This window comes from Klebsiella sp. X1-16S-Nf21 (genome assembly GCF_002837615.1).
GTDB lineage: Bacteria > Pseudomonadota > Gammaproteobacteria > Enterobacterales > Enterobacteriaceae > Klebsiella > Klebsiella variicola.
Genome location: NZ_PJDK01000008.1, coordinates 36,890 through 59,225 on the forward strand (window position 1 = coordinate 36,890; position 22,336 = coordinate 59,225).

The 22,336-nt window shown below is 61.1% G+C and carries 23 protein-coding genes; 10 read left to right on the forward strand and 13 right to left on the reverse strand.

The genetic code is table 11. The features are described from left to right. Positions 1-3 precede the first annotated feature (3 nt). Complete coding sequence (locus tag CW267_RS05920; RefSeq protein ID WP_008806119.1) at positions 4-1,098, forward strand: fimbrial protein; 1,095 nt, start codon at positions 4-6, stop codon at positions 1,096-1,098. On the opposite strand, the gene CW267_RS05925 is transcribed toward CW267_RS05920, so the two are convergent. After that, positions 1,095-1,784 (reverse strand): molecular chaperone, encoded by a 690-nt coding sequence (locus CW267_RS05925; RefSeq protein ID WP_100781490.1) that lies wholly within the window; start codon positions 1,782-1,784, stop codon positions 1,095-1,097. The two genes, CW267_RS05920 and CW267_RS05925, sit on opposite strands and share 4 nt — an antisense overlap. 36 nt (positions 1,785-1,820) lie before the next feature. Next, the gene (locus CW267_RS05930) at positions 1,821-2,372 is read right to left on the reverse strand and encodes a fimbrial protein (RefSeq protein WP_012540815.1); all 552 of its coding nucleotides are present in this window, start codon (positions 2,370-2,372) and stop codon (positions 1,821-1,823) included. A gap of 467 nt (positions 2,373-2,839) precedes the next feature. On the opposite strand from CW267_RS05930, the gene CW267_RS05940 reads away from it, so the two are divergent. Next, positions 2,840-3,676, forward strand: coding sequence for a transporter substrate-binding domain-containing protein (locus CW267_RS05940; protein WP_016161665.1), 837 nt, complete (start codon positions 2,840-2,842; stop codon positions 3,674-3,676). Between the two features lie 54 nt (positions 3,677-3,730). On the opposite strand, the gene CW267_RS05945 is transcribed toward CW267_RS05940, so the two are convergent. From CW267_RS05945 to speB, 9 genes are all read right to left on the reverse strand, one after another. Beyond that, on the reverse strand, positions 3,731-4,351 hold the full coding sequence (locus CW267_RS05945; protein WP_032740862.1) for a hypothetical protein: 621 nt from the start codon (positions 4,349-4,351) through the stop codon (positions 3,731-3,733). Between the two features lie 157 nt (positions 4,352-4,508). Continuing rightward, a complete protein-coding gene (locus tag CW267_RS05950; protein WP_100781489.1) occupies positions 4,509-5,303 on the reverse strand; it encodes an SDR family NAD(P)-dependent oxidoreductase in 795 nt (264 codons plus the stop codon). A gap of 60 nt (positions 5,304-5,363) precedes the next feature. After that, the gene (locus tag CW267_RS05955) at positions 5,364-6,296 is read right to left on the reverse strand and encodes a 2-hydroxyacid dehydrogenase (RefSeq protein WP_008806113.1); all 933 of its coding nucleotides are present in this window, start codon (positions 6,294-6,296) and stop codon (positions 5,364-5,366) included. 5 nt (positions 6,297-6,301) lie between these two features. Further along, positions 6,302-7,030: a class II aldolase/adducin family protein gene (locus CW267_RS05960; RefSeq protein WP_004899997.1), complete on the reverse strand. Its 729-nt coding sequence runs from the start codon at positions 7,028-7,030 to the stop codon at positions 6,302-6,304. Beyond that, positions 7,031-8,551: an amino acid ABC transporter permease/ATP-binding protein gene (locus CW267_RS05965; protein WP_100781488.1), complete on the reverse strand. Its 1,521-nt coding sequence runs from the start codon at positions 8,549-8,551 to the stop codon at positions 7,031-7,033. A 30-nt stretch (positions 8,552-8,581) separates the two neighbouring features. Then, positions 8,582-9,385, reverse strand: coding sequence for an ABC transporter substrate-binding protein (locus CW267_RS05970; protein ID WP_004899993.1), 804 nt, complete (start codon positions 9,383-9,385; stop codon positions 8,582-8,584). 19 nt (positions 9,386-9,404) lie between these two features. Continuing rightward, on the reverse strand, positions 9,405-10,472 hold the full coding sequence (locus CW267_RS05975) for an isopenicillin N synthase family dioxygenase (protein ID WP_004145695.1): 1,068 nt from the start codon (positions 10,470-10,472) through the stop codon (positions 9,405-9,407). Next, positions 10,469-11,332: a sugar phosphate isomerase/epimerase family protein gene (locus CW267_RS05980; RefSeq protein ID WP_012540818.1), complete on the reverse strand. Its 864-nt coding sequence runs from the start codon at positions 11,330-11,332 to the stop codon at positions 10,469-10,471. The genes CW267_RS05975 and CW267_RS05980 overlap by 4 nt, the downstream gene beginning before the upstream one ends. 10 nt (positions 11,333-11,342) lie before the next feature. Next, a complete protein-coding gene (gene speB / locus CW267_RS05985; protein ID WP_004145693.1) occupies positions 11,343-12,293 on the reverse strand; it encodes an agmatinase in 951 nt (316 codons plus the stop codon). A gap of 115 nt (positions 12,294-12,408) precedes the next feature. On the opposite strand from speB, the gene CW267_RS05990 reads away from it, so the two are divergent. Continuing rightward, positions 12,409-13,320: a LysR family transcriptional regulator gene (locus CW267_RS05990; RefSeq protein ID WP_002914199.1), complete on the forward strand. Its 912-nt coding sequence runs from the start codon at positions 12,409-12,411 to the stop codon at positions 13,318-13,320. A gap of 195 nt (positions 13,321-13,515) precedes the next feature. Here CW267_RS05990 and CW267_RS05995 read toward each other — a convergent pair whose 3' ends face one another. Beyond that, complete coding sequence (locus CW267_RS05995) at positions 13,516-14,139, reverse strand: hypothetical protein (RefSeq protein ID WP_012967392.1); 624 nt, start codon at positions 14,137-14,139, stop codon at positions 13,516-13,518. 177 nt (positions 14,140-14,316) lie between these two features. Then, the gene (locus tag CW267_RS06000; protein ID WP_023298097.1) at positions 14,317-15,438 is read right to left on the reverse strand and encodes an FAD-dependent oxidoreductase; all 1,122 of its coding nucleotides are present in this window, start codon (positions 15,436-15,438) and stop codon (positions 14,317-14,319) included. Between the two features lie 185 nt (positions 15,439-15,623). Between CW267_RS06000 and CW267_RS06005 the strand changes: the two genes are divergently transcribed. The 7 genes from CW267_RS06005 (at position 15,624) to CW267_RS06035 (ending at position 22,291) form a co-directional block, all read left to right on the forward strand. Beyond that, a complete protein-coding gene (locus CW267_RS06005) occupies positions 15,624-16,523 on the forward strand; it encodes a LysR family transcriptional regulator (RefSeq protein WP_023298096.1) in 900 nt (299 codons plus the stop codon). 120 nt (positions 16,524-16,643) lie between these two features. Then, positions 16,644-17,801 carry an alpha/beta hydrolase family protein gene (locus tag CW267_RS06010; protein WP_012967395.1) on the forward strand — a complete coding sequence of 386 codons (1,158 nt, stop codon included), beginning with the start codon at positions 16,644-16,646 and terminating at the stop codon, positions 17,799-17,801. Between the two features lie 22 nt (positions 17,802-17,823). After that, complete coding sequence (locus CW267_RS06015; RefSeq protein ID WP_012967396.1) at positions 17,824-18,744, forward strand: VOC family protein; 921 nt, start codon at positions 17,824-17,826, stop codon at positions 18,742-18,744. Beyond that, the gene (locus CW267_RS06020; protein WP_012967397.1) at positions 18,744-19,103 is read left to right on the forward strand and encodes a Rieske (2Fe-2S) protein; all 360 of its coding nucleotides are present in this window, start codon (positions 18,744-18,746) and stop codon (positions 19,101-19,103) included. The genes CW267_RS06015 and CW267_RS06020 overlap by 1 nt, the downstream gene beginning before the upstream one ends. Further along, a complete protein-coding gene (locus CW267_RS06025; protein ID WP_032731116.1) occupies positions 19,081-20,064 on the forward strand; it encodes a fumarylacetoacetate hydrolase family protein in 984 nt (327 codons plus the stop codon). The genes CW267_RS06020 and CW267_RS06025 overlap by 23 nt, the downstream gene beginning before the upstream one ends. Positions 20,065-20,067: 3 nt before the next feature. Then, entirely contained in the window at positions 20,068-20,859 is a 792-nt protein-coding gene (locus CW267_RS06030) for a cyclase family protein (RefSeq protein ID WP_012967399.1), read from the forward strand. A gap of 229 nt (positions 20,860-21,088) precedes the next feature. After that, entirely contained in the window at positions 21,089-22,291 is a 1,203-nt protein-coding gene (locus CW267_RS06035; protein ID WP_223168617.1) for an MFS transporter, read from the forward strand. The last annotated feature ends 45 nt before the right edge of the window (positions 22,292-22,336 follow it).

Below are 22,336 nucleotides of genomic sequence, written 5' to 3' on the forward strand. Positions count from 1 at the left end.
GCTATGAAATCTGTTTTTCGTCTACTTCCTGTTCTCTTTCTGCTGGCGCTGAGTGGTTACCTCCCCGGCGTGCGGGCTGAAACCTGCCGCGCGAATATCGGCCAGACCACGGTCAATATTCCCAATATCAAATATTTACCCACGCTACCGGTCAATACCCAGATGACCAGCGCGATGGCGGATAACGGCAGCGGGATCCCCTTTTCCTGCGACCTGCAGCTGCCGACGGCGAGCGCCAAACGCATCGTCTATAAGCAACTGAAAACCGGCGGCTCGCCGGTGGTGATTAACGGACAGCACGTCTACCCCAGCGCCATCGACGGCATCGGTTACTCGCTCAGCTTTCAGTGCGCGGGCGGCCCGATGCGCGCTATCGATGGCAGCCACTCCGCAGGCGGCGAGTCGGTGGTGGTGTGCGACAGCGCAATGCTTCCGGCGCTGATGACGCAGCAGCAAACCACGGTCAGGATCGCGGTGACCTTCTATAAAACCGGGACGGTGCAGCTGGCGGACGGGACGCACACCAACTCGCCGTCGCTGCCGCAGGTGGGGGAGATGACCATTGAGCAGCAGGCCAGCGGGAGCGCCAGCTATGTCGCCAGCGCGCCGGTCAGTATCGATATGGCGGCCCTGAACGTGGACATCGGCAGCAGCGGCAGCTGTCAGGTAGCGACGTCGACGATCCAGGTCACTCTGGGCACGGTAAACCGGGCGGAGTTTCACGGTAAAGGGAGCACCGGCGGCCAGGCGAAGCGCTTTTCGATCCCGGTGTTCTGCCCGTCGCCGACCGACGTGCGCATCGGCTTTTTCGGCGTCAGCGTGGAGAGCGATACCCTGGCCCTGAGCAAGGCCAGCAACAGCGCCAGCGGCGTCGGCGTGAAGCTGACCTACGGTAATAACCCCGGTGCGGCGGTCTCTGATGGCACCAGCGTTAAGATCAATGAGGCCAGCAACTTGCCGATCCTGAAAAGGGTGACCGGCACAAACGCCGGTACCGCCGAGGCGATCAATTTTAACGCTCAGTATGTGCAAACTGACGCCACGGTGGGGGCGGGCACGGCCAACAGCATGGTGACCTTCGCCCTGGAGTATAACTAGCCTGACGCTGGCGCATGGGCATTCTGCAGGGGGATGGGCACCACCGCGCCGTAGTCGTCGATATAGTTCAGCTGGTACAGGCGAGTGCTGTCGGTGGTCATCACGGTATGGCTGCTGTATGGCCGGAGCATCACGTTTCTCATCGGCGAGAGGTGGCCTTTATTATCGATCAGCGTCCCGTTGACCAGGGTGATATGCAGTGGGCCTGAGTTGGTAAAGCGCAGGTGATTCCCGCTCTGCTGCCACTGCAGCTTTTGCACCTCTCTGGCGAGGGTGGTGGTGATGGCGGGCGGACGATACAAGAGCTTCAGGCGGGTACGGACGACAAATTGCAGCGTATGCGTGCCGACGGCTGCGGGAGGCGTCTCCTGGATATTGACCCAGTACACGCTTTCCCGATCGCCGGGCAGCCCGCCGCCGAGATAGATAAAGCGCAGCTGGGCGGATTGTTGCGGCGATAAATAGACCTGCGGCGGCGTCGCCACTATCGGCAGGCCGACGCGCGAGGTATTGAGTCCGGCGTCCAGCCAGATCTGCACTTTATAAGGCGTGCTGCTGCGATTGTGAATGTTCAGGCTGGCGACCTTTTCTTTCCCGGAATAGACCACCCGCGTGGCATTAATGGTGATCCCGGCGCAGGCCTGAAAGGTCACTGCGCAGAGCAGAACCGCCAGCTGTGTTTTCATGAGGACTCCCTTGACGTCTCATCCCTGACCGGGAAGTTATTCCTGCATAATGGTAAATCGGGCCGTCGCATTGCCGTCGCCGGGATCGGCGTGGGTTTTGTCCCAGGTGTAATAGAAGGCGTTCAGCCTGAAGGTTCCGGAGCCGCCGTCCACCGGGATCTCTATGCGGGGATCGTGTTGCGGATCAAGGCGTTCATCGAGGCTGAGCGGGGTGCCCGTGCGGTCAGTGAGCAGAATACCTACCTTGCTGGCCGGCTTACCGCTGCCGTCGAGCGCCAGCACGCGGTTTTCAGGTGTGTCGGCAGGCGAGGGGCCGTCAACCACAATGTAGTAAGTGCCTTTCTCACAATCTTTAACGCGAATGTCGATGCCGACCGCCGGCCCGGTCCCAGACTGACTGTTTTTCAGTCTCGACAGCGGAATAGCGCCCATACTGACGTCGATGACCCCGCTGTCGCTCACCCCTTCGAGCTTGCAGGAGGCGTTCACGACCTTGCCGATGAAATTCAGCTTGCCCTCTGCCGCGAGTGCAGGGACAGCGGCCAGCCCGGCAAAGACCGTCGCCAGACACAGCGTGATTATTTTCATTTTTCTTTCCTTCTCTATTGCCCGTAAAGCTGGCGCCAGGGCCGTTATTTTGATGAGTCTTATTTACGCCAGGTATGTTTTTTATTAATTCATCTGACTGACAAATTTATTAATACCAGGAAATAAACTGGCTTGTTATTTAGGGGCTGCTTTTGTCGGGATAGTAGCGTGGGGGAATTGCGACGTAAATAAGACGGTTATTAACGCGAGTTGAATGCCAAATATCGCTCGATAAAATAAATTGCTATTTTAATTCAATGCATTAGAAATAGCTTATTGCTCTTTTTTGCCAGGTGTTCGAACCCACTTCATGGTGGAAAATACGATCGTTCACGTAAGGCTACGCCCGGCAGATGAGGGATCATTCACCGGAGGGGGGCTGTTTTTTATCGCCAGATTTGCGATCGGCAACCGTGCTGCCGGGTTGTATGTCACGATGATTAAAAATAGGATGAATGCCCTGGCGTATGCTGCGGATGGTGTTGACTGATAAGCGGCCGATCACCCCGGCGCGAAAAATCGATAACGATAAGGATGGCGAGATGAAACTGACGGTGGGGCTGGCGCTGACGCTGGCGATAATGACCTGCGGCGCCCAGGCGCGCGATATGCAAACCATCGAGCACAGCGGTGAGCTGAAAGTGGGCGTGCCGGGCGATTACGCCCCGCTGGCGTTTCGCAATGCCGCCGGCGAGCTGCAGGGCTATGACGTGGACATGGCCCGCGATCTCGGGCGCACGCTGGGGCTGAAGGTGAGCTTCGTCTACACCAGCTGGCCAGCGCTCGCCGCCGATCTGCGGGCGGACAAGTTTGATATTGCGATGGGCGGCGTGACGCAGACTCCGGCGCGGGCGAAGGACTTCGCCCTCAGCCACCCGGTAGTGGCGAACGGTAAAATCGCCTTAGCCAACTGCCAGTCCGCCCCGCGGCTCGGCTCGCTGGCGAAGATTGACCGCCCGGAGGTGAAGGTGGTCGTCAACCCTGGCGGCACAAACCAGAGCTTTGTCGATGAGCATATCAAGCAGGCGCAGATCATTCGCGTACAGAACAACGTCGACAATCTGGAGGCGCTGCGGCAGAAAACAGCCGATATGATGGTGACAGACCTGATCGAAGGCGACTATTACCAAAGCAAAGAGCCCGGCGTGTTCTGCGTTGCTAACGAAACACCGTTCGCCGGCACCGCCAGCGACAAGGTGTATATGATGAATAAGGATAACCCGGCGCTGCTGGAGAAAGTGAACCAGTGGCTGGATAGCCAGGACAAAGAGGTTCTCAAACGGAAGTGGAAAATTCGCGGTTAACGCGGCGGCGCGCCACCGCCGGCAGACGCGTCCGGCGGTGGTTATCGTCCACGGTTAGCGCTGCGGCGACAGGGTCTGTCGCGCGAGGCCGCGGAAGTAGCAGGCGTAGCCGAGGGTGGCGGTCAGGCACAGCATATAGCCAAACGACTCGCTGCCTTCCTCGACCGTGTTTTTCACCACCCGGGCGTAGTTCTCATCCAGCACGGCGTACCACAGGCCGTGCATACCAAACAGCCGAGAGAAGACCAGAATCGCCAGCAGGCCGCTGATCATCATCCCGTAATAGGGCGTGCGGGTATACTCCGCCAGCTGCGACAGGGTCTGACGCAGATGGCGCAGCGGCGCCAGCAGCGACCCTACGGTGGCCAGCAGGGCAAACCACACCCAGCTGCCGTGGGAGAGCAAATCAAACAGGCCATCCAGTTCACGGATCAGCATGGCGAGGAAGAAGCCGCCGATGAGGATATTGCTATAGCGCAGGCGGGTATATTTTCGCGCCAGCAGGAAGTGAACCAGTACGATGACGGCCAGCACGCTCTCCTGCACCACTTCGGTCAGCGACACCTCCGGGATGTCGTTGCCAAACACCCGAATATCCACCCACAGACAGAGTACCGCGAGGGCGGCTGCGACCGCCGCGCCGAGAAAGAATAGCAAGCTTCGTAACAGAGACATTAACACCACAACTTATACTTAAAAGAAATATCATAAGTTTTGGGAATGCATGTTCCTGTTCACTTTGTGCGACTTTGCCGCGTTTTTTTAACATTTTGCGCGGTTTAGCGCCGGCGAAGGCGACAGGGGAGGGTGACTCCCCTGAATGAGGTGGGCGTCAGAGAATATCATCCACCACGCCGCCGTCGACGCGCAGTGCGGCACCGGAGGTGGCCGATGCCTGCGGCGAGCAGACGTAGACCACCATATTGGCGACCTCTTCCACCGAGGCCGCCCGCTGGATCACCGAGCTCGGACGATGGGTCATGACAAACGCTTTCGCCAGTTCCTCCAGCGACTTGCCGGTTTTCGCCACGTCGTATTTCAGCATCTCGGCAAAGCCGTCGGAAATCGTCGGCCCCGGCAGTACGCTGTTAACGGTCACTCCGCTGCCGGCGACATATTTCGCCAGGCCGCGGGCCAGCGACAGCTGCGCGGTCTTGGTCACGCCATAATGGATCATGTCCGCCGGGATATTGCGCGCCGATTCTGAGGAGATAAACACCACCCGCCCCCAGCCTTTACTGACCATCGCCGGGAGCAGCCCCCGTGACAGGCGTACGCCGGACATGACGTTGGTCTGCCAGTAGTTGTCCCATGTCGCGTCGTCGGTGGCGTAGAAATCCTGCGGGCCATAGATCCCGGCGTTATTGACCAGAATATCGACGCCGGTCACCGCCCGCAGCAGCTGGGCTGCGCCGTCGGCGTCGCTGAGGTCGGCGATGGCGGGTCGCGCCTTCGCGCCCGACACCTCATTTTGCAGACGAGCGATGGCGGCGTTCACGCTCTGCTCGCTGCGCCCGTTAATGATGATCTCTGCGCCGCTCTCCGCCAGGCCTTTGGCGATGGCGAAGCCAATACCCGCCGTGGAGGCGGTGACCAGCGCGACTTTCCCCGATAAATCAATCTTCATGTTCCTGCCTTCTGGTTGTGGATCTCCCATTAAGCGTAGCAGCGGCAGTATGGCTGGGGATCAGTAACCGGCGTGCTTATTGACCAGGTTCTTCAGCGGCAGCCCGCGGCGCTGGCGCTGAATGTTCTCCAGCAACTGGCGGGCGATCACCTCGGCAGGGGCCGCAGAGGCCATATGCGGGGTGATGACCACCTGCGGATGGCGCCACAGCGGATCGTCCGCCGGCAATGGCTCCTGCGGGAAGACGTCGAGCACCGCCCCGGCGAGCTGGCCGCTCTCCAGCGCCGCCAGCACATCGTCATTGACCATATGCTCCCCGCGGCCGCAATTGATCAACACCGCCCCGGCGGGTAGCCGGTTGAACAGCGGCGCGGCGAGGATACCTCGGGTCTGCGCGGTGAGCGGCAGGAGGTTAATCAGCCCGTCAAGCGACCCAAGAAAGTGGTCGAGCGCCTCCTCGCCGCGATAGCAGGTGACACCAGCCAGCTGCTTTTCACTGCGCGACCAGCCGGAGACACGATAGCCGAGGCGGGCCAGCTGGTCAGCGATATAGCCGCCAATTTCGCCGAGACCCATAATGCCGATATGGAAGTCGGCGGCGGCGCGCTGGGGATAGAGCTTCCAGGTTTGGGTTCGCTGGTGGGCCAGCGCCCGGTCGAAATGGCGCTGAAACCACAGGACGCTCCACAGAGCATATTCGAACATGCCGTGGCGAAAATCTTCATCGATCACCCGGCACAGCGGGATCTCGCTGGCGAACAGCGCGGGCGGCAGATGATCGACCCCGGCGGACGCGGCCTGGATCAGCTTCAGCCCCGGCGAGCGGCTCAGCAGCTGCGGGTCCGGGAACCAGCAGCTGGCGTACTGGGCGTCGCGCGCCGCCTGGTGATGGGGCAGAAGCGCCGTGACGTCGGGAAACTGCTGCAGGGCGGCGCAAATATCGCGGGCGAAATCCGCGTCGTTACAATCCACAACGATAGTGATATCAGACATAGGCGTTAGTCTTTGTAAGAGGTATCGAGACGGTCAAGACGGCGCAGCCACGCCTGCCAGACCTGTTGACGTTCATGCTCCACGCCCATCAGCTGCTCGCAGGCGTGCTGGCTGAGGTGCGGAGCGATGGTGTGGATCGGGCTGAGGGCCGCCAGCTGGGCGGTGGCCATCTGGATCTCGCAGGCGCGGTTCAGGTAGTACATGATATAAAAGGCGTCAGCCACGGTGCGGCCCACCGACAGCAGGCCGTGGCTCTGCAGGATCATGGCGATATTATTCCCCAGCGAGCGCTGGATGCGCGCCCGTTCGTCGAGGTCAAAGGCCACCCCTTCATAGGGATGGTAGCCGACGCGCTGGTAAAACTCGGTGCTGATCTGGTTAAGCTGCAGCAGGCCGTCCTCGCAGGCGGCCACCGCCATTCCCGGCAGCGTATGGGTGTGGATCACGCAGTGGGCGTCTTCCCGGGCCATATGCACCGCGCTGTGGATGGTAAAGCCCGCCGAGTTAGCTGGCGCGTCGCCCTCTACGACCTTGCCCTGCATATCCACCACGATCAGGTTGCTGGCGGTGACTTCGTCAAACATCATGCCGAAGGGATTAATTAAAAAACGCGGCTCGCCGTCGCCGGGCAGGCGCACGGAGAAGTGGGTGTAGAGGGTATCCTCCCAGCCGAACAGCGCCGCCAGCCGGTAGGCGGCGGCCAACTGCTGGCGCAGGTGTTGCTCAGTTGCCATTTAGCGTACTCCCATAAATTCACGGATTCGTTGCAGAGAAGGGGCCTCCAGCGGGCTGCGGATCACCTGCGGGGCGATATCGGCCTGCACCACGCCGTTCTCCATTAGCACCACGCGGTCGGAAATCGACAGGGCGAACTCCATCTCGTGAGTGACAATCAGCATGGTCATGCCTTCGCGGGCCAGCGACTGAATGACCTTCAACACTTCGCCTACCAGCTCCGGATCCAGCGCCGAGGTTGGCTCGTCAAACAGCATAATGTCCGGTTTCAGCGCCAGCGCCCGGGCGATCGCCACGCGCTGCTGCTGGCCGCCTGAGAGCTGCCAGGGGTATTTGTGGGCATGGGCCAGCAGGCCGACGCGGTCGAGCAGCGCCAGGGCCTGTTCGCGGGCGACCGGCTGGTCAAGCAGCTGGTGATAGCGCGGGGCCAGCATCACGTTGTCGAGCACCGTGCGGTGGGGGAACAGGTTGAAGCTCTGGAAGACCATGCCGATGCGCTGCACCCCGGCGCGCATCTGGCGTTTGTCGACGATGGCTCCGCCCTTCAGATAGTCCTCGCCGTAGAGAATGATCTCCCCGCCATCAAGGCTTTCGAGGGCGTTGATGGTGCGGATCAGGGTGGTTTTGCCGGAGCCGGACGGGCCGATGATGCTGATCACCTCCCCGTTCTCCACCTGCAGATCGATGCCTTTCAGCACCTTATGCTGACCCCAGGATTTGCGGATGCCCCGCAGATCGAGCGCTGGCGGCGCGCCGTTGACGGCCGGCGTTTTGATCTCCTCCGTCAGCGCCGGCAGGCTCTGGCGCAGCGCCTGGCATTCCGCCTCGCTGAGGGTTTGCGGACGCTTGCGCTGAATATCGAGACGATTTTCCAGCGCCCGGAACAGCCAGGTGAAGACGGTAACCACCATCACGTAGTACACCGCCACCGCCAGCAGGGTCTCCATCACGAGGAAATTTTGCGCATACAAGCGCTGGCCGGTGAGCAGCAGCTCGGGTAAGGAGACCACCGACAGAATCGAGCTCAGCTTAATGATGGTGATGTATTCATTGATCAGCGTCGGCAGCGAGATGCGAAACGCCTGAGGAATAACAATCAGCCGCTGGATGCCGATAAAGCTGAAGCTCAGCGCATGGCCCGCCTCGCTCTGCCCCTTGGCCACCGACAGCAGGCCGCCGCGGTGGATCTCCGCCATATAGGCCGCTTCGGTGACGGTCATCGACACCAGCCCGGCGATAAACGGCACCCCGAGTAGCGGCTGGGTCACCGGAAACAGCTGCGGCAGGTTGTAGACAAACACCAGCAGCACCATCAGCGGCACGCTGCGAAAAAACCAGATATAGAGTTCGACGGGGATCTTGACCCAGCGCGGCGCGGAGAGCTTCGCGCAGGCTAACAGAAAACCGACCACCAGGCCGATCCCCCAGGACAAGGTGCTGACCACGATCACGGTCACGCACGCCTGCCAGAATGCTCCAATGCTAAACAGTGAAAAAAAGTATCCCCAATCGAACGCCATACCGACTCCTGTTGCGCAGTGCTTATTGTCTTAATCGATGCTTTCTAAGTTGTATTTTTTGATCAGCGCGGCATATTGGCCGTTGGCTTTCAGCGCGGCCAGGGTAGCCTTAATCGCCTCCGCCAGCTCGGTGTTGCCTTTGGCGACGTAGATCCCCAACGGCAGCGGGTAGACCAGGCGCGTAGAGCTTATCCCCAGGCGGCCGCGGCTCTTGTCGACGATGATCTGCGCCGCCGGGGCAATCTCAAGCTGGGCGCCGATGTTCTTCGACAGCAGCGCCTGCGAGGCTTCCGGCGCCGTCGGGAACTCCTGAATGGTGATGGCCGGTTTGCCGTTTTTCAGGCACCACTCATCGGAGTGTTTTTTCAGGCTGGTCACCCAGGTGGTGCCTGCCTGCAGGCCGACCTTCACGCCGCACAGCTCATCTTCGGTTTTCGGCTGCACCGCGCCGCCCTTCAGGGCGATGATCGACGCGCCGGAGAGGGCGTAAGGGATGGCGTCGGCCTGTTTCTGGCGTTCCGGCGTCACGTACATCCCGGAGATCACCGCATCATATTTCTTGCCGATGCCGAGGATCAGGCTGGTGAACTTGGTGTCGATCAGCTGCGGTTTGGCCTGCAGATGTTGGGCGATCAGCGCGGCGAAATCCGGGTCGAGACCGACGATGTTGTTATTGCTGTCATAGGACTCAAACGGCGGGTAGGTGACCTCCATCCCCACCTTAAAGACGCCCTCGGTCAGCAGTTCCGCCGCCTGGGTGACAGGGGAAAAACAGGCGCTGACGGCGAGGGTAAGCGCGACACGGCGCGAGATTTTTTTCAGGGTGCTAGTCATCATGGTTCCTCACGGGTGGTTAGGGGTTTTTTTGCTGTGCCTGTTTTTTCAAATGGCCAAAGGTATTGGTGCCGCGCGCGCGCTCCGGTAGCTGAAGTTCACCGCGATTGACCTTCTCGCGCAGGTAGCGATAGGTTTGCAGCGCCTGGCTCCACATATGCTCCCCGATGCTGAGCTCCTGATATTCACCGGCTTCGCCGGCGGCGAGGAAGGTCGGCAGCGGGCGGATCAGCGTGTGGTAATCGCAGGCGAAAAACAGCGGGAAGGAGTACCGCTCCTGCGGCACTTTGCGCACCCGGTGGGCTGTAGCAACAAATGTGCCAGCGCTGAGCACTTCCAGCATGTCGCCGATATTGATCACGAACGCCTCTTCTCCGGCGGCGTTCTTGACGGGAGGTGCATCGATCCACACGCTTTCTTCATTGAGGACTTCAAGGCCGGGCTGGTCGGCGAGCAGCAGGGTGAAGCACTCATAGTCGGTGTGTGCACCAATTCCGGGAACATCTTCGACGCTGGCGTCGAACGGGTAATGGATCAGCCGCAGCTTGGCCGGCGGGCAGGTCACCATCGGTTTGAAATACCCTTCCGGCAGGCCGAGCGCGAGGGCGAAAGCGTCGAACAGACGGTGGCCGAGGGCGAAGACTGCGTCGTAGTAGGCCAGCACCCGCGCGCGGAAATCCGGCAGATCGGGCCACTCATTGGCGCCGATCAGCGGCGTGCCGGCGAGCACCAGCGGATGGTCATCCGCTGCCTGGAAGCCGATATCGAAAGCCTCTTTATGGTCCGGCTTGCCGGAGCCGTAGATCTCTTCTCCTTCCGGAACGTAGCCCTTATGGCTTTTGGAGTGGCCGATGTAATAGTTCATCTTCTCCTCCATCGGCAGGGCGAAGATCTGCTTCGCCGCCTCGCGGACGCCGGCGATCAGCGCCGGGTCGATGCCGTGGCCAGTGATGTAGAAAAAGCCCACCTCGCGCGCCGCGCGGCCGATGGCGTCGGCCACCGCCTGGCGCCTGGCGAGATCGTCGCCGGCCAGATCGCGGATATCGATGGTCGGGAGTTCAGTAAAAGCGTGCTTCACGGCGGTCATGGCTGCGGTTCCTGTTCAGTGAGCGTTAAAAACTGCTGAAAGTGGGCCTGCTGGCGCGCGGCCATCCAGGCGTTGAGCGACCAGAGGTCGGCCACCGGAACGTTGGTGAACGGCAGATGGTGCAGATAGCCGTCGGCGCCAAACTCCGGGGTCAGCGTGGTCTGCGGGTAGCCGCGCTGGCGCTGTGAATGCCAGACCTGCTGCCAGAAGCGCTCGGCAAAAGCCAGCGCCGGCTGATACTCCGGCGCCGCCGGGTGCGGCACCTGCGGCCCCTGGTCGTAGCCCACCCGGGCCTGCACGTGATGCACGCGGTCGATAAAGGCGCTGAAGTCATCGCAGGGGTCATCCAGCAGGCGCTCGCTGACCACCACCCAGTGGCTGATGTCGGCGGTAAAGCGCAACTGGGGGAGCTGCTGAATAATCTCCAGCGTGAGCCACGGGCTGTACAGCGAGGTGGCGCGATGGGTTTCAAAGCTGCAGGTCAAACCAAACCCGGCGGCCAGCTCGTGCGCCTTGCCGAGAAAATCGACCTGCTGCGCCAGCGGCCAGCGATCGTTGCCCGCCAGCAGATTGACAAAGCGCGGGTTGAGGCTGCTGGCCTCGGCGAAGCGGGTCTGCAGGCGCGCCAGATGCTGCTCCGGCGTTTCATGCTGGGCGGGAAGCACTCCGCCGCCGCTGAAAAGAATGGCGATATACTCCAGCCCCGACGCCTGCAGGCGGTCGGCGAGCTCCCGCCGTTCGGCCACCGTTAACGGCACGCGGGCTTCGATACCGCAGCAGCCGACGCGCTGCAGCTCATCCAGCGTTTGCGACCAGGGGGTGGTGACTCCCCAGAGGGTGCGAAAGCATTTCAGCTCCATGGCGGCTTCCTCAGGCGTACTTCACGCCGGGCAGGACGCAGAGCATCTCGTACAGCAGGTTGGCCGCCAGCTGGGAGGTATTGCCGCTCACGTCATAGGGGGGCGAGACCTCGACCAGATCGGCGCCAATCAGGTTCAGGCCGCGGCAGCCGCGGACGATCTCCAGCGCTTGAATGGAGGTCAGGCCGCCGACTTCCGGCGTCCCGGTTCCCGGAGCCCAGATGGGATCGAGGCTGTCGATATCAAAGCTGAGATACACCGGCCCGTCGCCCATCTGCTGACGGACTTCGGCCATCAGCGGCGCCAGCGAGGTATGCCAGCACTGCTCCGCCTGCACCAGGCGAAAGCCCTGGTCAACGCCCCACTGGAAGTCGCCGGCGGCGTAGCCCTGGGCGCGCTGGCCAATCTGCACCACCCGTTTGAGGTCGAGCAGTCCCTCCTCAACGGCGCGGCGGAAGGTGGTGCCGTGGGCGATTTTCTCTCCGAACATCTCATCATTGGTATCGGTATGGGCGTCGACGTGGATGAGCCCCACCGGACCATGTTTTTTGGTCAGCGCCCGCAGGATCGGCAGGGTAATGGTGTGGTCCCCGCCGAGGGTTAGCGGGATCAGCGGATAACTATTCAAACCGGTGTAGTAATCTTCGATAATTTGCACCGATTTGAGCAGGCTGTAGGTATTGATCGGCACATCGCCGATGTCGGCCACCGACAGCGAGTCGAACGGCGCGGCGCCGGTTGCCATATTGTACGGACGGATCATCACCGATTCGGCGCGAATATAGCGCGGTCCGTAGCGCGTACCTGAGCGCTGCGAGGTGCCGATATCCAGCGGAATGCCGACAAATGCCGCATCAAGTCCCTGTAAATCTTCAATAAACGGCAGGCGCATCATCGTGGCGCGACCGGCGAAGCGTGGCATCTCATTGCCACCCTGCGGTTGGTGAAAGAGGTTATCCATGTCTGCTCCTGAATCTGACGGATGAAACGTAACAGGAGAGATAGTGCGCAACCCGCGCTGGACTTTACATCGTCTGACGTAAATACTCAGTTCATTTATTGGTGAACTAAATACGATGCATCACGACGCCAGCCTTAATATTCGACAGCTGCAGGTTTTCGAGGCGGTGGCCCGCCTGGAGAGCTATAGCCGGGCCCAGCAGGAGCTGGGCATTTCGGTCTCCGCCATCAGCAATGCCATGTCGCAGCTGGAGGGACAGCTTGGCTTCACCCTCTGCCAGCGCGGGCGCGGCGGCTTTTCCCTGACCGAGAAAGGCCAGCAGTTTTTACAGCAGGCGATCCGCGTGCTGAGCGAACTCAATGAGCTGGAGCGGCAGTCGGCGCTGCTCAAAGGGGAGCACAGCGGCACCTTGTGCATCTCGACGCTCGACTCCATCGAGACCGAAACGGCGCTCTCGCTGCCGGTGGTTCTGCGCAGCTTCAGCGACAAATTTCCCCATGTGCATATCAAACTGATTATTCGCACCCCGGCGGAGCAACTGAACGGCGTGCTGAACAACCATATCGACCTGGCCATCGGCAGCTACAACTCGCAGGTGCATAACATCATCAGCGAGCCGCTGTACCGCGAACAGCACTGGCTCTACTGCAGCGATCTGCACCCGATGTTCTTCAGCCGTCAGCTGGATAAAGAGCAGATCAGCCAGTGCCCGCTGGTGACCCGCAGCTACTGGAACACCAGCGATTTGCGCCGCCGGGGCTTCAGCAAAGGCAGCGCCACCGTCGAGACCGTCGACGCCCAGCTGCTGCTGATCCTCTCGGGGAAATATATTGGCTATCTGCCGGAGCATTACGCCTGGCCGTGGATCAAAGAGAACCGCCTGCGGGTGCTGCTGCCCAACGAGTTTGGCTTTCAGTCGCCGTTCTCGGCTATCTGTAAGCGCGGGCGCAGCAATGAGCCCTACCTGAAAGCGTTCCGCGACCTGTTGAAGAAAAACACGGTGGCGCGGCCGAAGTGGAATTACTGAGTGGGGTAGGGGCTTCCCTCCGTCGCGGTGGTGGCTCTGGCGCTCAGCGCGCAGCCCGGCGGTGGCATTTCTCCTGTTTAAAAAACGAACAGTAGCCGGTAGCCCGCCCGGGCTGCGGCTGCCAGGCAACTGCCTCCAGGTTATCCACAGGGTTAGGCGCCGCTGGTGTGGACAGGTCGCCGGGCAGCGCAGTCGTTAGCGATTCGCTTTAATGGTTTTTTCCGCAATCGCGATGGTGGAGAGTTTGTGCAGGCAGATCAGCGCCAGACAAATCCCGCAGGCAAACAGATAACTCGCCATACTCAATTTTTGCAGACGCGATAAATGATTAATTCTGTCAATCACCGCCGGGCTGGCGAGGCCTTCATACAGGAAAGGCAGCGCCGTTAAGAAGCCGCCAATAAAATAGAGCACCAGACTGATGACTTCGACAGCCTTACGGTATAACCAGAAGCGGTAACCCCATTTTTTCCATTTGAATATGCGTTTCTCATCATTGACCGAAATCAGATGCTGGCATTTACTGTAGTTATCAATATCGCTGACCGGATTTTTGCATTTCAACAATATCTTTCTTTGCGCCATGGTCAGGTTTTTATCTTTGGTCAGCGCGGCGATACCATATTCGTATGCGATCCGTTGCAGATCGGGGTCGTCACTATTTTTGTGCAGTGCGGCGGCGAATTCACTGATATTTTTGCGCGAGGTGAATATTTTATCTTTGGGAAATACCCAACCTGAACGCACGGCGACAATCTGAATAATCAACGTGATAATCGCTATCGCATATTTGAAAAACTCTGCCGAGAGAATATTCATATCCGTATATTCCTTTCCATGATGAAGGGGAAAACTGAAATATACCTTAGCCATGTGAGCGGAGAGGTGTCAAATATCACGCTGCGCGGGAAGAATATCTTCGGTGATAAGAGATTAGCGTCTGGGGAAAGGGGGAAAAATCCGCCAGCGTGGCCGGCGGAGGGGGCCGGGCAGGGCTTATATCGGCCTCGCCGTCAGGGCCATCATATCGCTGATCGCCTGCTGGCGGTTAAAATGGCGATCGCGGTGGATCTCACTCTCGCCCACCTGCAGCGAGGCGGCCCAGATCTGCTGACAGCGCGGCCGGCGGCGGGCGTCAAAGTGCGCCAGCGCGGCTGCTACGCTGTCGGTCTGCTGCAGCGCTTCGCGCAGCACGATGGCATCCTCAATCGCCATGCCCGCCCCCTGACCGAGATGCGGAGTGGTAGCGTGAACCGCGTCGCCCACCAGCACGACCCGCCCCTGATACCAGGGATCGTCGACGAACAGCTCCTCCAGCGGCTTATAGACGACCTCGTCGTTGTTAACGATATGCTCGCGCAGGCTGCCCGGTAACCCCGCGCCGGGCGGCAGACGGCGGCGCATCTCCGCCGCCAGCTGGTCGCGGGTGTAGCGGGGGTTATCCGCTTCATGGGAGGTGATAAACAGATACATCAGATCTTCCCCCAGCGGCACCAGCCCACAATTGCAGCCCTCGCCCATAAAGCACATCAGATGATCCACCTCCGGCGGCCGCGGAAAGTTGTAGCGCCACACGCCCTGGCCGGTAAAGCGAGGTTGATAGCGCTCGCCGTAGAGCATGCCGCGCACCCGGGAGTAGATCCCGTCGGCGCCGACCAGCAGATCGTAGCGCCCCTCGCCGCCGCGGCTGAAGCTCACCTCCACGGCATCATCATGCTGACGGAAGGCGTCAATGCTCTCGCCAGTGGTCAGCCTGGCCCCCAGCTCCTGCGCGGTGGAGCAGAGTACGTGGTGCAGGGCCAGGCGGGAGATACCGACGTTGGCCGGGAACTGTTCGCCCGCCAGCCGCTCGCCGGGAAAGCTGGCTAACTGCTGGCCGCTCAGGGTATGCACCGAGACGCTGTCAAACGGCCAGGCGGCGTCCAGATAGCGTTCCAGCACGCCAAGCCGCTGCATTTCGCGCACAACATTGTTCTGCTGAATGATACCGACGCCGTAGACCCGCCACTGCGGCTGGATCTCCACCACATCGACGGCGACACCGGCCTGGCGGAGAGCGATGGCGGTGCATAATCCGCCGATGCCGCCGCCAACGATTAATGCGTTATGGATATTCATCGTAGGTGTTTTCTCAAGGGGACAGAGAGCAGGACGTTAACCAACGGAGCGGCACGCTGACTAATCGCGATAAAGAATGATCGCTATCGCAAAAAACAATATCGCCGTGGAAATTGAAAACAAAAAGTTGCAGAAAAGTTAAATTAAGCCACAGGATAAGCACGCCATTTCTCGCCGGGGGACCCATGCGTTATCAACATCTTGACCTGAACTTACTGGTGGCACTGGATGTGTTACTGGATGAACAGAACATTACGCGCGCGGCGGGCCGGTTGCATATGACCCAGTCTGCCACCAGCGGGGTACTCAACCGGCTGCGCACCTACTTTGAGGACGACCTGCTCACCCAGGTGGGCAGAAAGATGCGGCCCACGCCGCTGGCGGAAGAGCTGCGGGAGCCGGTTCGCGACGTGCTGATGAAAATTCAGACCTCTATTGCCCGCCGGCCGGTGGATGAGCCGGCAACCAGCAAGCGCCATTTTCGCATTATGGCCTCGGATTACGTGATCAACGTGATGTTGAAGGATGCGCTGCAGGCGGTACATCAGGAAGCGCCGAGTATGACCTTTGAGTTTTTCTCGCCTGACGCCCAGTCCACCGGCATGCTCAACCGCGGCGAGCTGGATATCATCGTGGCGCCGGAACGTTTTATGGCCGCCGACCATCCTGCCGAAGCGCTGTTTGACGAAGAGTTTGTCTGCCTGGCCTGGGCGGACAATCCCCACACCGGCGAGATGCTGACCCTCGACGCCTGGCAACAGCTGGGGCATGTGTCGGTGGTCTTTGGCCGTGAGCGGCAGCCGGGGCTGGAGGGCAATCTGTTTGCCGAGTCGGGGCTAAGTCGTCGTATCGAGGTGGTGACTCACAGCTACCATTGCGTTCCGCAGCTGCTGATCGGCACTTCGCGGATCGCCACGCTGCACCGGCGGTTGGCGGAGCAGTACGCGGCGATGCTGCCGCTGCGTCTTTTCCCGGTCCCGGTGACCCTGCCGATGATGCGCGAATTTATCGGCTGGCACCGCTCGCTGGATAACGATCCTATCTTCGGCTGGCTGAAGGCAAAAATCGTCGCCAGCGCACGCTAACCCACGGGTATTGCTCCCGTCGATACCTGACATCCTGAGACATGATTGGTCGCCCGCAGGTGCTTTATGTGACAGTGCCTGCGCTAAAGCGACTGCGACTGAATGTTGAAGGATGACCCTATGTTTCGCTATTTCCCTAAAAACTATGTCTGGAACCTGTCGGTGGATCTCTCCATCGAGATGGGCGCCCGCATCGGTGAGATCGAAGAGATGTGCGCGCCGCTGCTGGCTGCGTCCGAGCATCCCGACGCCGAAGGCACCCGCGCGTTCCGGGAAACCTGGTCCCGCATGGCCGATAAATTATGCGCGCTGGCGGGCGAAGATGAAGCGCGAGGACGGCGGCTGTCGGCGGGAGAGAAGTATCTCCGGGCGGCCAACTATTACCTGACCTGCGAACGTCTGCAGGCGCATGGCGCACCGGACCGCGATGCGCTGTACCGCCGCTTTCTCGATGTCTTTGCCGCCGGGCTGCACCATACCCATGCCAACTGTCAGCGGGTAACCATCCCCTACGAGGGCAAAACCCTGTCGGCACTCTACGTCCGCGCCGAAGGGGTGACCGGCCGCGCGCCGCTGCTGGTGCAGGTCAACGGTCTCGACTCCACCAAAGAGATGAAATATCTGGTGGGATTACCGCAGTGGCTGGCGCAGCGCGGGGTCTCCTCGCTGGTGGTCGACCAGCCGGGAACCGGCGAAGCGCTGCGTCTTCACGACATGAAGGCCCGCTATGACAGCGAGCACTGGGCCAGCCGGATCGTTGACTGGCTGGAGCAGCACCCGGAGGTGGATGCCGGGCGCATCGGCATGGAAGGCGTCTCGCTGGGCGGCTATTACTGCCCGCGGGCGGTGGCGTTTGAGCCGCGCTTCGCCTGCGGCGTGGTGTGGGGGGCGAATCACGACTGGCGTGAGGTGCAGCAGCGCCGCCGCGAACGCGAAGGGGATTTTCCGGTACCGCACTACTGGCAGCACGTGCGCTGGGTCTGGGGCGGCGAGGATATCGACGCTTTTATGCGCCTTGCGGAGAACGTCCATCTCGACGGCGTACTCGACCGCATACGGGTGCCTTTCCTCGTCACCCATGGTGAAAAGGACTCGCAGATCCCGGTGAAATGGGCGCAGCGCACCTACGACCAACTGGTGAACAGCCCGCGCCGCGAGCTGAAAATTTTCACTGACCGCGAGGGCGGTGTGCAGCACTCCAGCTTCGACAACTCGATTAACGCCGGGCACTACATCGCTGACTGGGTGGCGGAAACCCTCGGCGGCCGGGTGGCCTGAACACGCATAAGGAACAACCGCGATGAATATTCTTGGTCCGGATTATCTGGTATTTGGCGTCGATGACCTGGCGGGTTGCCGGCAATTTCTTCTCGACTACGGTTTACGCGAGCAGGAGAACGGTTTTTTTAGCGCGCTGGATGGTACCGGGGTGCTGCTGCGGGAGCGTGACGATCCGTCGCTGCCCGCGGCGCTGCCCAGCGGCAGTCAGTTGCGGGAAACCGTCTATGGCGTGGCGGATAGCGCCACGCTGGAGGCGATTGCCGAGACGCTGCGCCGCGATCGTGAGGTGAAGCTTGGCGCCGACGGCGTACTGCGCTGCGTCGATGATGCCGGCTTTGCCCTTGGTTTTCGCGTCAGCCAGCGCCAGCCGCTGCAGCGGGAAGGGGAGAAAATCAATGCCCCGGGGGATCACGCCGGGCGGCCGGTCAACCAGACCGGGGCCAGCGCAGACATGGCGGCAGAGCCGCGTTCGCTTTCCCATGTGGTCTATTTTGTGCCGGACGCCGCGCGCGCTGAAGCCTTCTATCAACGGCTGGGCTTTGTCTGTACCGATCGCTTCACCCACGTCGGCCCCTTCCTGCGGCCCGCCGGCACCCAGGATCACCATACCCTGTTTCTGATCCAGGCTCCGCCGTTTATGACCGGTATTGAACACTTTACCTTCCATCTCGGCGGCCCAACCGAGCTGATGATGGCCGGTAGCCGCTTTCAGCAGAAGGGGTATCAGACCTTCTGGGGGCCGGGGCGCCATCAGCTGGGATCGAACTGGTTCTGGTACTTCAACAGCCCGCTCGGGTGTCATATCGAATATGACGCCGATATGGATCAGCACGACGACCACTGGCAGCCGCGCGAAGCGCTGCCGGGGGCCGATAACTCGCAATATTTCCTGCTGGGGTATCGTGAGAAGTGGGCCCCCGGTCCGGATAACGCCCGCTGATGGTTCGTCTGTGCCGTGCCGACAGCCTGGCCGAGGGCCAGGCGCGGGGATTTGACCCTACGGGCAGCGGGCAGGCGACGGTGATTGCCTGCCGCTATCAGGGGACACTCTATCTGTGGCGCAACCGCTGTCCGCATCTGGATACCCCGATGAACTGGCGGCAGGACGCTTTTCTCAACGCCCGGGGCGACCGGCTGGTCTGCTTCGCCCACGGGGCGATTTTTATGCCGGACAGCGGCCTTTGCGTGCAGGGCGCCTGCGCCGGCCAACGTCTGAGTCCGCTGGCTGGCGACGTGGACGCCGACGGCTGGCTCTGTCTGCAGGAGGAGGCAGATCATGAAACTGGCAACACGAGATAACGGTGAACGCGACGGCTGCCTGGTGGTGGTCTCGCGTGATTTGACGCTGATGGCCGATGCGGCGGATATCGCTCCGACGCTCCAGCAGGCGCTGGAGCTGGCCCCGCGCGTCTGGCCTGCGCTGCAGGCGCGCTATCAGGCGCTCAATGCGCGCCGCTACCCGGCGGCACAACCCTATGATCCCTGGCGTCTGCTGGCGCCGCTGCCCCGCGCCTGGCAGTGGCTGGATGGATCGGCCTTCCTCAGCCATGGCGAGCGCATGCAGCGGGCCTTTCATCTGCCGCCGATTGCCGGCGCCGACCAGACGCCGCTGATGTATCAGGGCAGCGGGGACGACTTTCTTCCCCCTCACGCCGGGATAAGCTGCCGCCGGGTCGAGGATGGCCTCGACTTTGAGGGCGAATTCGCGGTGGTGGTCGACGAGGTGCCGCAGGGCTGCTCGCCGCAGCAGGCACTGAGCTATATCCGCCTGATCGTCTTGCTCAACGATATCAGTCTGCGGGCGCTGGCGCCGCGCGAGATGCAGACCGGGTTTGGTTTTATTCACGCCAAACCCGCCTCGGCTTTTGCGCCGGTGGCCCTTACCCCGGATGAACTGGGGGAGGCCTGGCAGCATGGGCGGGTGGCGCTGACGCTGCAGGTGATGCGCAATGGCGAGCCGTTTGGCTGCCAGTCAGGCAGTAACATGCATTTCCATTTTGGCGAACTGATTGCCCATGCGGCGCAGACCCGCCGCCTGCGCGCCGGGACGGTGGTGGGCTCCGGCACGGTGTCCGGGCCGGACGCCAGCCGCGGCGCCAGCTGTATCGCCGAGGTGCGGGCCATGGAGATGCTGGCCCATGGTGAACCGCGTACGCCGTTTTTGTCCCCAGGGGAGCGGGTGACGATGGCAGCCCACGCCCCCGATGGCCGGCCGCTGTTTGGCGTGCTGGATCAACACGTTGTGATGTTAATGGAGTAAACCATGATCAATCTTTTACAAGGGCGTCGGCTGGTCGATCTTTCCGTCACCCTGGACAACAATCCCTGGACCGATCCGCCGCCGCTGCTGCCGAACATTGAATATCAGGATCATCAGCAGGGGTGGCCGGAAATGGCGGCGATGTTCCCGGGACTGGAAAAATCGCAGATGCCGGGAGAGGAGGCCTGGGCCTCCGAGCGCCTGACCGTGACGCCGCACAATGGCACCCATATGGACGCCCCCTGGCACTACAGCTCGACCACCAACGGCGGCGAACCGGCGTTTGGCATCGATGAGCTGCCGCTGGAGTGGTGCATGCGCCCCGGCGTCCGGCTGGATTTCCGCCACGTCGCCGACGGGGCGATCCTGCAGCCGGAGGATCTGCAGCGCGAGCTGGCGCGGATAGGCTATTGCCTGTCGCCGCTGGATATCGTGTTAATCAATACCGCAGCCGGCGCCCGCTACGGCCAGCCGGACTATCTCCAGCGCGGCTGCGGTATTGGTCGGGCGGCGACGCTGTGGCTGCTGGAGCAGGGCGTGCGGGTTGTTGGCACCGACGCCTGGAGCTGGGATGCACCCTTCCACTTTACCCGCGAACGCTTTCAGGCCAGCGGCGACGCCGGGCTGATCTGGGAGGGGCATAAAGCCGGCAGGGAGATCGCCTATGGGCAAATGGAGAAGCTGAGCAACCTGGAGCAGCTTCCCGACTACGGCTTCTGGGTGAGCTGCTTTCCCTACAAGATCCGCCGCGGTTCGGCCGGGTTTATCCGCGCGGTGGCGATTGTCGACGCCTGAAACTACGGAAGGTTATGTTAATTTAATGTGAATGTATTGTGTTAATTGTGATAGCAATCGCAGTCCACGCCACCTGCATCCGGTAGGGTAGAACGGTATGTGTGCTGAGTTCGCTAATGCGTTGTCAGCCAGTATGCCGGGGCGCAAAACGCCTTTCTTTATCGATAAAAAAATAGAACTGTAATTCATATTCTAAATAAAGGGCAGTGACGGAGAGCGGAAAATGGTGATGCACAAGGTTTCAGCAACCCCGCGCGAGGCGGGGGTCGTACAGGCGATGTTATTGATGTTGGCGGCCCTGCTGCCGATCATGGGGACGTTGACCATGCTGCCGGTGATGCCGATCCTGTTCGGCCATTTTGCCGCGCAGCCGCACGCTCAGCTGTTGGTGCCGATGATCATCACCTTACCGGCGGTGAGCATGGCGCTGCTGGCGCCGCTGGCCGGAATGGTGGGCGATCGCCTGAGTCGTCGCCGTCTGCTGATCGCCGCCACCGGCGTGTACGCGGTGTTTGGCCTGCTACCGGTGATGCTCGACGATCTGCATACCATTCTGCTGGCGCGGCTGGTGATGGGCATCGCCGACGCTTTTATCCTCACCACCGCCAATGCGCTGATTGGCGACTACTTTGCCGGCGAGGCGCGCAGTAAATGGCTGGCGGTGCAGAGCGGCATGGGGTCGGTACTGTCGACGCTGATTGTGCTGGGCGCTGGCCTGCTGGGAACCCTGGGTTGGTATGGGCCGATCTATTTGTATGCCCTGGCGATCCCGGTCTTTATCGGCCTGTGTCTGTTCACCGCTGAACCGGCACTCCGCCATCGCGCGGACAATATCGCTGACGAGAAGGGCGTCGCTTTTCCGCGGCGCAAAATGGCGGCGATCGGCCTGATTACCCTTGGCAGCGCAATCCTCTACTTTCTCGAGCCGCTGCAGATAAGCCTGGTGTTCAGTCAGCTCGGGCTGACCTCCAGTAGCCAGATCGGCATCGCTACCGCCATGGCTGGGGTGGGGGTGCCGCTGGGGGCCTGGCTGTATGGCCGCAGCGCGAAGCAGCGTATCGACAGGCAGTTTTTGCTGTTTTACGCCATTTTTGGTTTCGGCCTGTTGTTTATCGCTGTGGCCCGCAATCCGCTGGCCGGCGTGGCGGCCGGGTTCGTCGCGCAAATCGGTAACGGAATGCTGATCCCCCTGATGCTGGCCTGGATGATGAAGACCCTGCCGGCGCCGCACCGCGCGACGGGGATCGGCATCTGGCATACCTTCTTTTTCCTCGGCATGTTCATCAGTCCAGTACTGATGAACATGCTGAATGGCGTTACCGGTAGCCTGCAGCACAGCCTGCTGTGGTTTGCGCTGTTGACGCTGGCTATCGCCGGTATGACGGGCATCGCCAGCGCCCGGATGGGGGGCCGCCGCGCGCTGGCCCGCTAATTTCACCTGACGAAGATATCACCATACGCCCGCTGGCCTCCCGGC

What these genes read in the sequence shown, in the direction of transcription:
- CW267_RS05920 (WP_008806119.1), top strand. Translation starts at nt 4, where the DNA reads ATGAAATCTGTTTTTCGTCTACTTCCTGTTCTCTTTCTGCTGGCGCTG.
- CW267_RS05925 (WP_100781490.1), bottom strand. Translation starts at nt 1,784, where the DNA reads ATGAAAACACAGCTGGCGGTTCTGCTCTGCGCAGTGACCTTTCAGGCC.
- CW267_RS05930 (WP_012540815.1), bottom strand. Translation starts at nt 2,372, where the DNA reads ATGAAAATAATCACGCTGTGTCTGGCGACGGTCTTTGCCGGGCTGGCC.
- CW267_RS05940 (WP_016161665.1), top strand. Translation starts at nt 2,840, where the DNA reads ATGCTGCGGATGGTGTTGACTGATAAGCGGCCGATCACCCCGGCGCGA.
- CW267_RS05945 (WP_032740862.1), bottom strand. Translation starts at nt 4,351, where the DNA reads ATGTCTCTGTTACGAAGCTTGCTATTCTTTCTCGGCGCGGCGGTCGCA.
- CW267_RS05950 (WP_100781489.1), bottom strand. Translation starts at nt 5,303, where the DNA reads ATGAAGATTGATTTATCGGGGAAAGTCGCGCTGGTCACCGCCTCCACG.
- CW267_RS05955 (WP_008806113.1), bottom strand. Translation starts at nt 6,296, where the DNA reads ATGTCTGATATCACTATCGTTGTGGATTGTAACGACGCGGATTTCGCC.
- CW267_RS05960 (WP_004899997.1), bottom strand. Translation starts at nt 7,030, where the DNA reads ATGGCAACTGAGCAACACCTGCGCCAGCAGTTGGCCGCCGCCTACCGG.
- CW267_RS05965 (WP_100781488.1), bottom strand. Translation starts at nt 8,551, where the DNA reads ATGGCGTTCGATTGGGGATACTTTTTTTCACTGTTTAGCATTGGAGCA.
- CW267_RS05970 (WP_004899993.1), bottom strand. Translation starts at nt 9,385, where the DNA reads ATGACTAGCACCCTGAAAAAAATCTCGCGCCGTGTCGCGCTTACCCTC.
- CW267_RS05975 (WP_004145695.1), bottom strand. Translation starts at nt 10,472, where the DNA reads ATGACCGCCGTGAAGCACGCTTTTACTGAACTCCCGACCATCGATATC.
- CW267_RS05980 (WP_012540818.1), bottom strand. Translation starts at nt 11,332, where the DNA reads ATGGAGCTGAAATGCTTTCGCACCCTCTGGGGAGTCACCACCCCCTGG.
- speB (WP_004145693.1), bottom strand. Translation starts at nt 12,293, where the DNA reads ATGGATAACCTCTTTCACCAACCGCAGGGTGGCAATGAGATGCCACGC.
- CW267_RS05990 (WP_002914199.1), top strand. Translation starts at nt 12,409, where the DNA reads ATGCATCACGACGCCAGCCTTAATATTCGACAGCTGCAGGTTTTCGAG.
- CW267_RS05995 (WP_012967392.1), bottom strand. Translation starts at nt 14,139, where the DNA reads ATGAATATTCTCTCGGCAGAGTTTTTCAAATATGCGATAGCGATTATC.
- CW267_RS06000 (WP_023298097.1), bottom strand. Translation starts at nt 15,438, where the DNA reads ATGAATATCCATAACGCATTAATCGTTGGCGGCGGCATCGGCGGATTA.
- CW267_RS06005 (WP_023298096.1), top strand. Translation starts at nt 15,624, where the DNA reads ATGCGTTATCAACATCTTGACCTGAACTTACTGGTGGCACTGGATGTG.
- CW267_RS06010 (WP_012967395.1), top strand. Translation starts at nt 16,644, where the DNA reads ATGTTTCGCTATTTCCCTAAAAACTATGTCTGGAACCTGTCGGTGGAT.
- CW267_RS06015 (WP_012967396.1), top strand. Translation starts at nt 17,824, where the DNA reads ATGAATATTCTTGGTCCGGATTATCTGGTATTTGGCGTCGATGACCTG.
- CW267_RS06020 (WP_012967397.1), top strand. Translation starts at nt 18,744, where the DNA reads ATGGTTCGTCTGTGCCGTGCCGACAGCCTGGCCGAGGGCCAGGCGCGG.
- CW267_RS06025 (WP_032731116.1), top strand. Translation starts at nt 19,081, where the DNA reads ATGAAACTGGCAACACGAGATAACGGTGAACGCGACGGCTGCCTGGTG.
- CW267_RS06030 (WP_012967399.1), top strand. Translation starts at nt 20,068, where the DNA reads ATGATCAATCTTTTACAAGGGCGTCGGCTGGTCGATCTTTCCGTCACC.
- CW267_RS06035 (WP_223168617.1), top strand. Translation starts at nt 21,089, where the DNA reads ATGCACAAGGTTTCAGCAACCCCGCGCGAGGCGGGGGTCGTACAGGCG.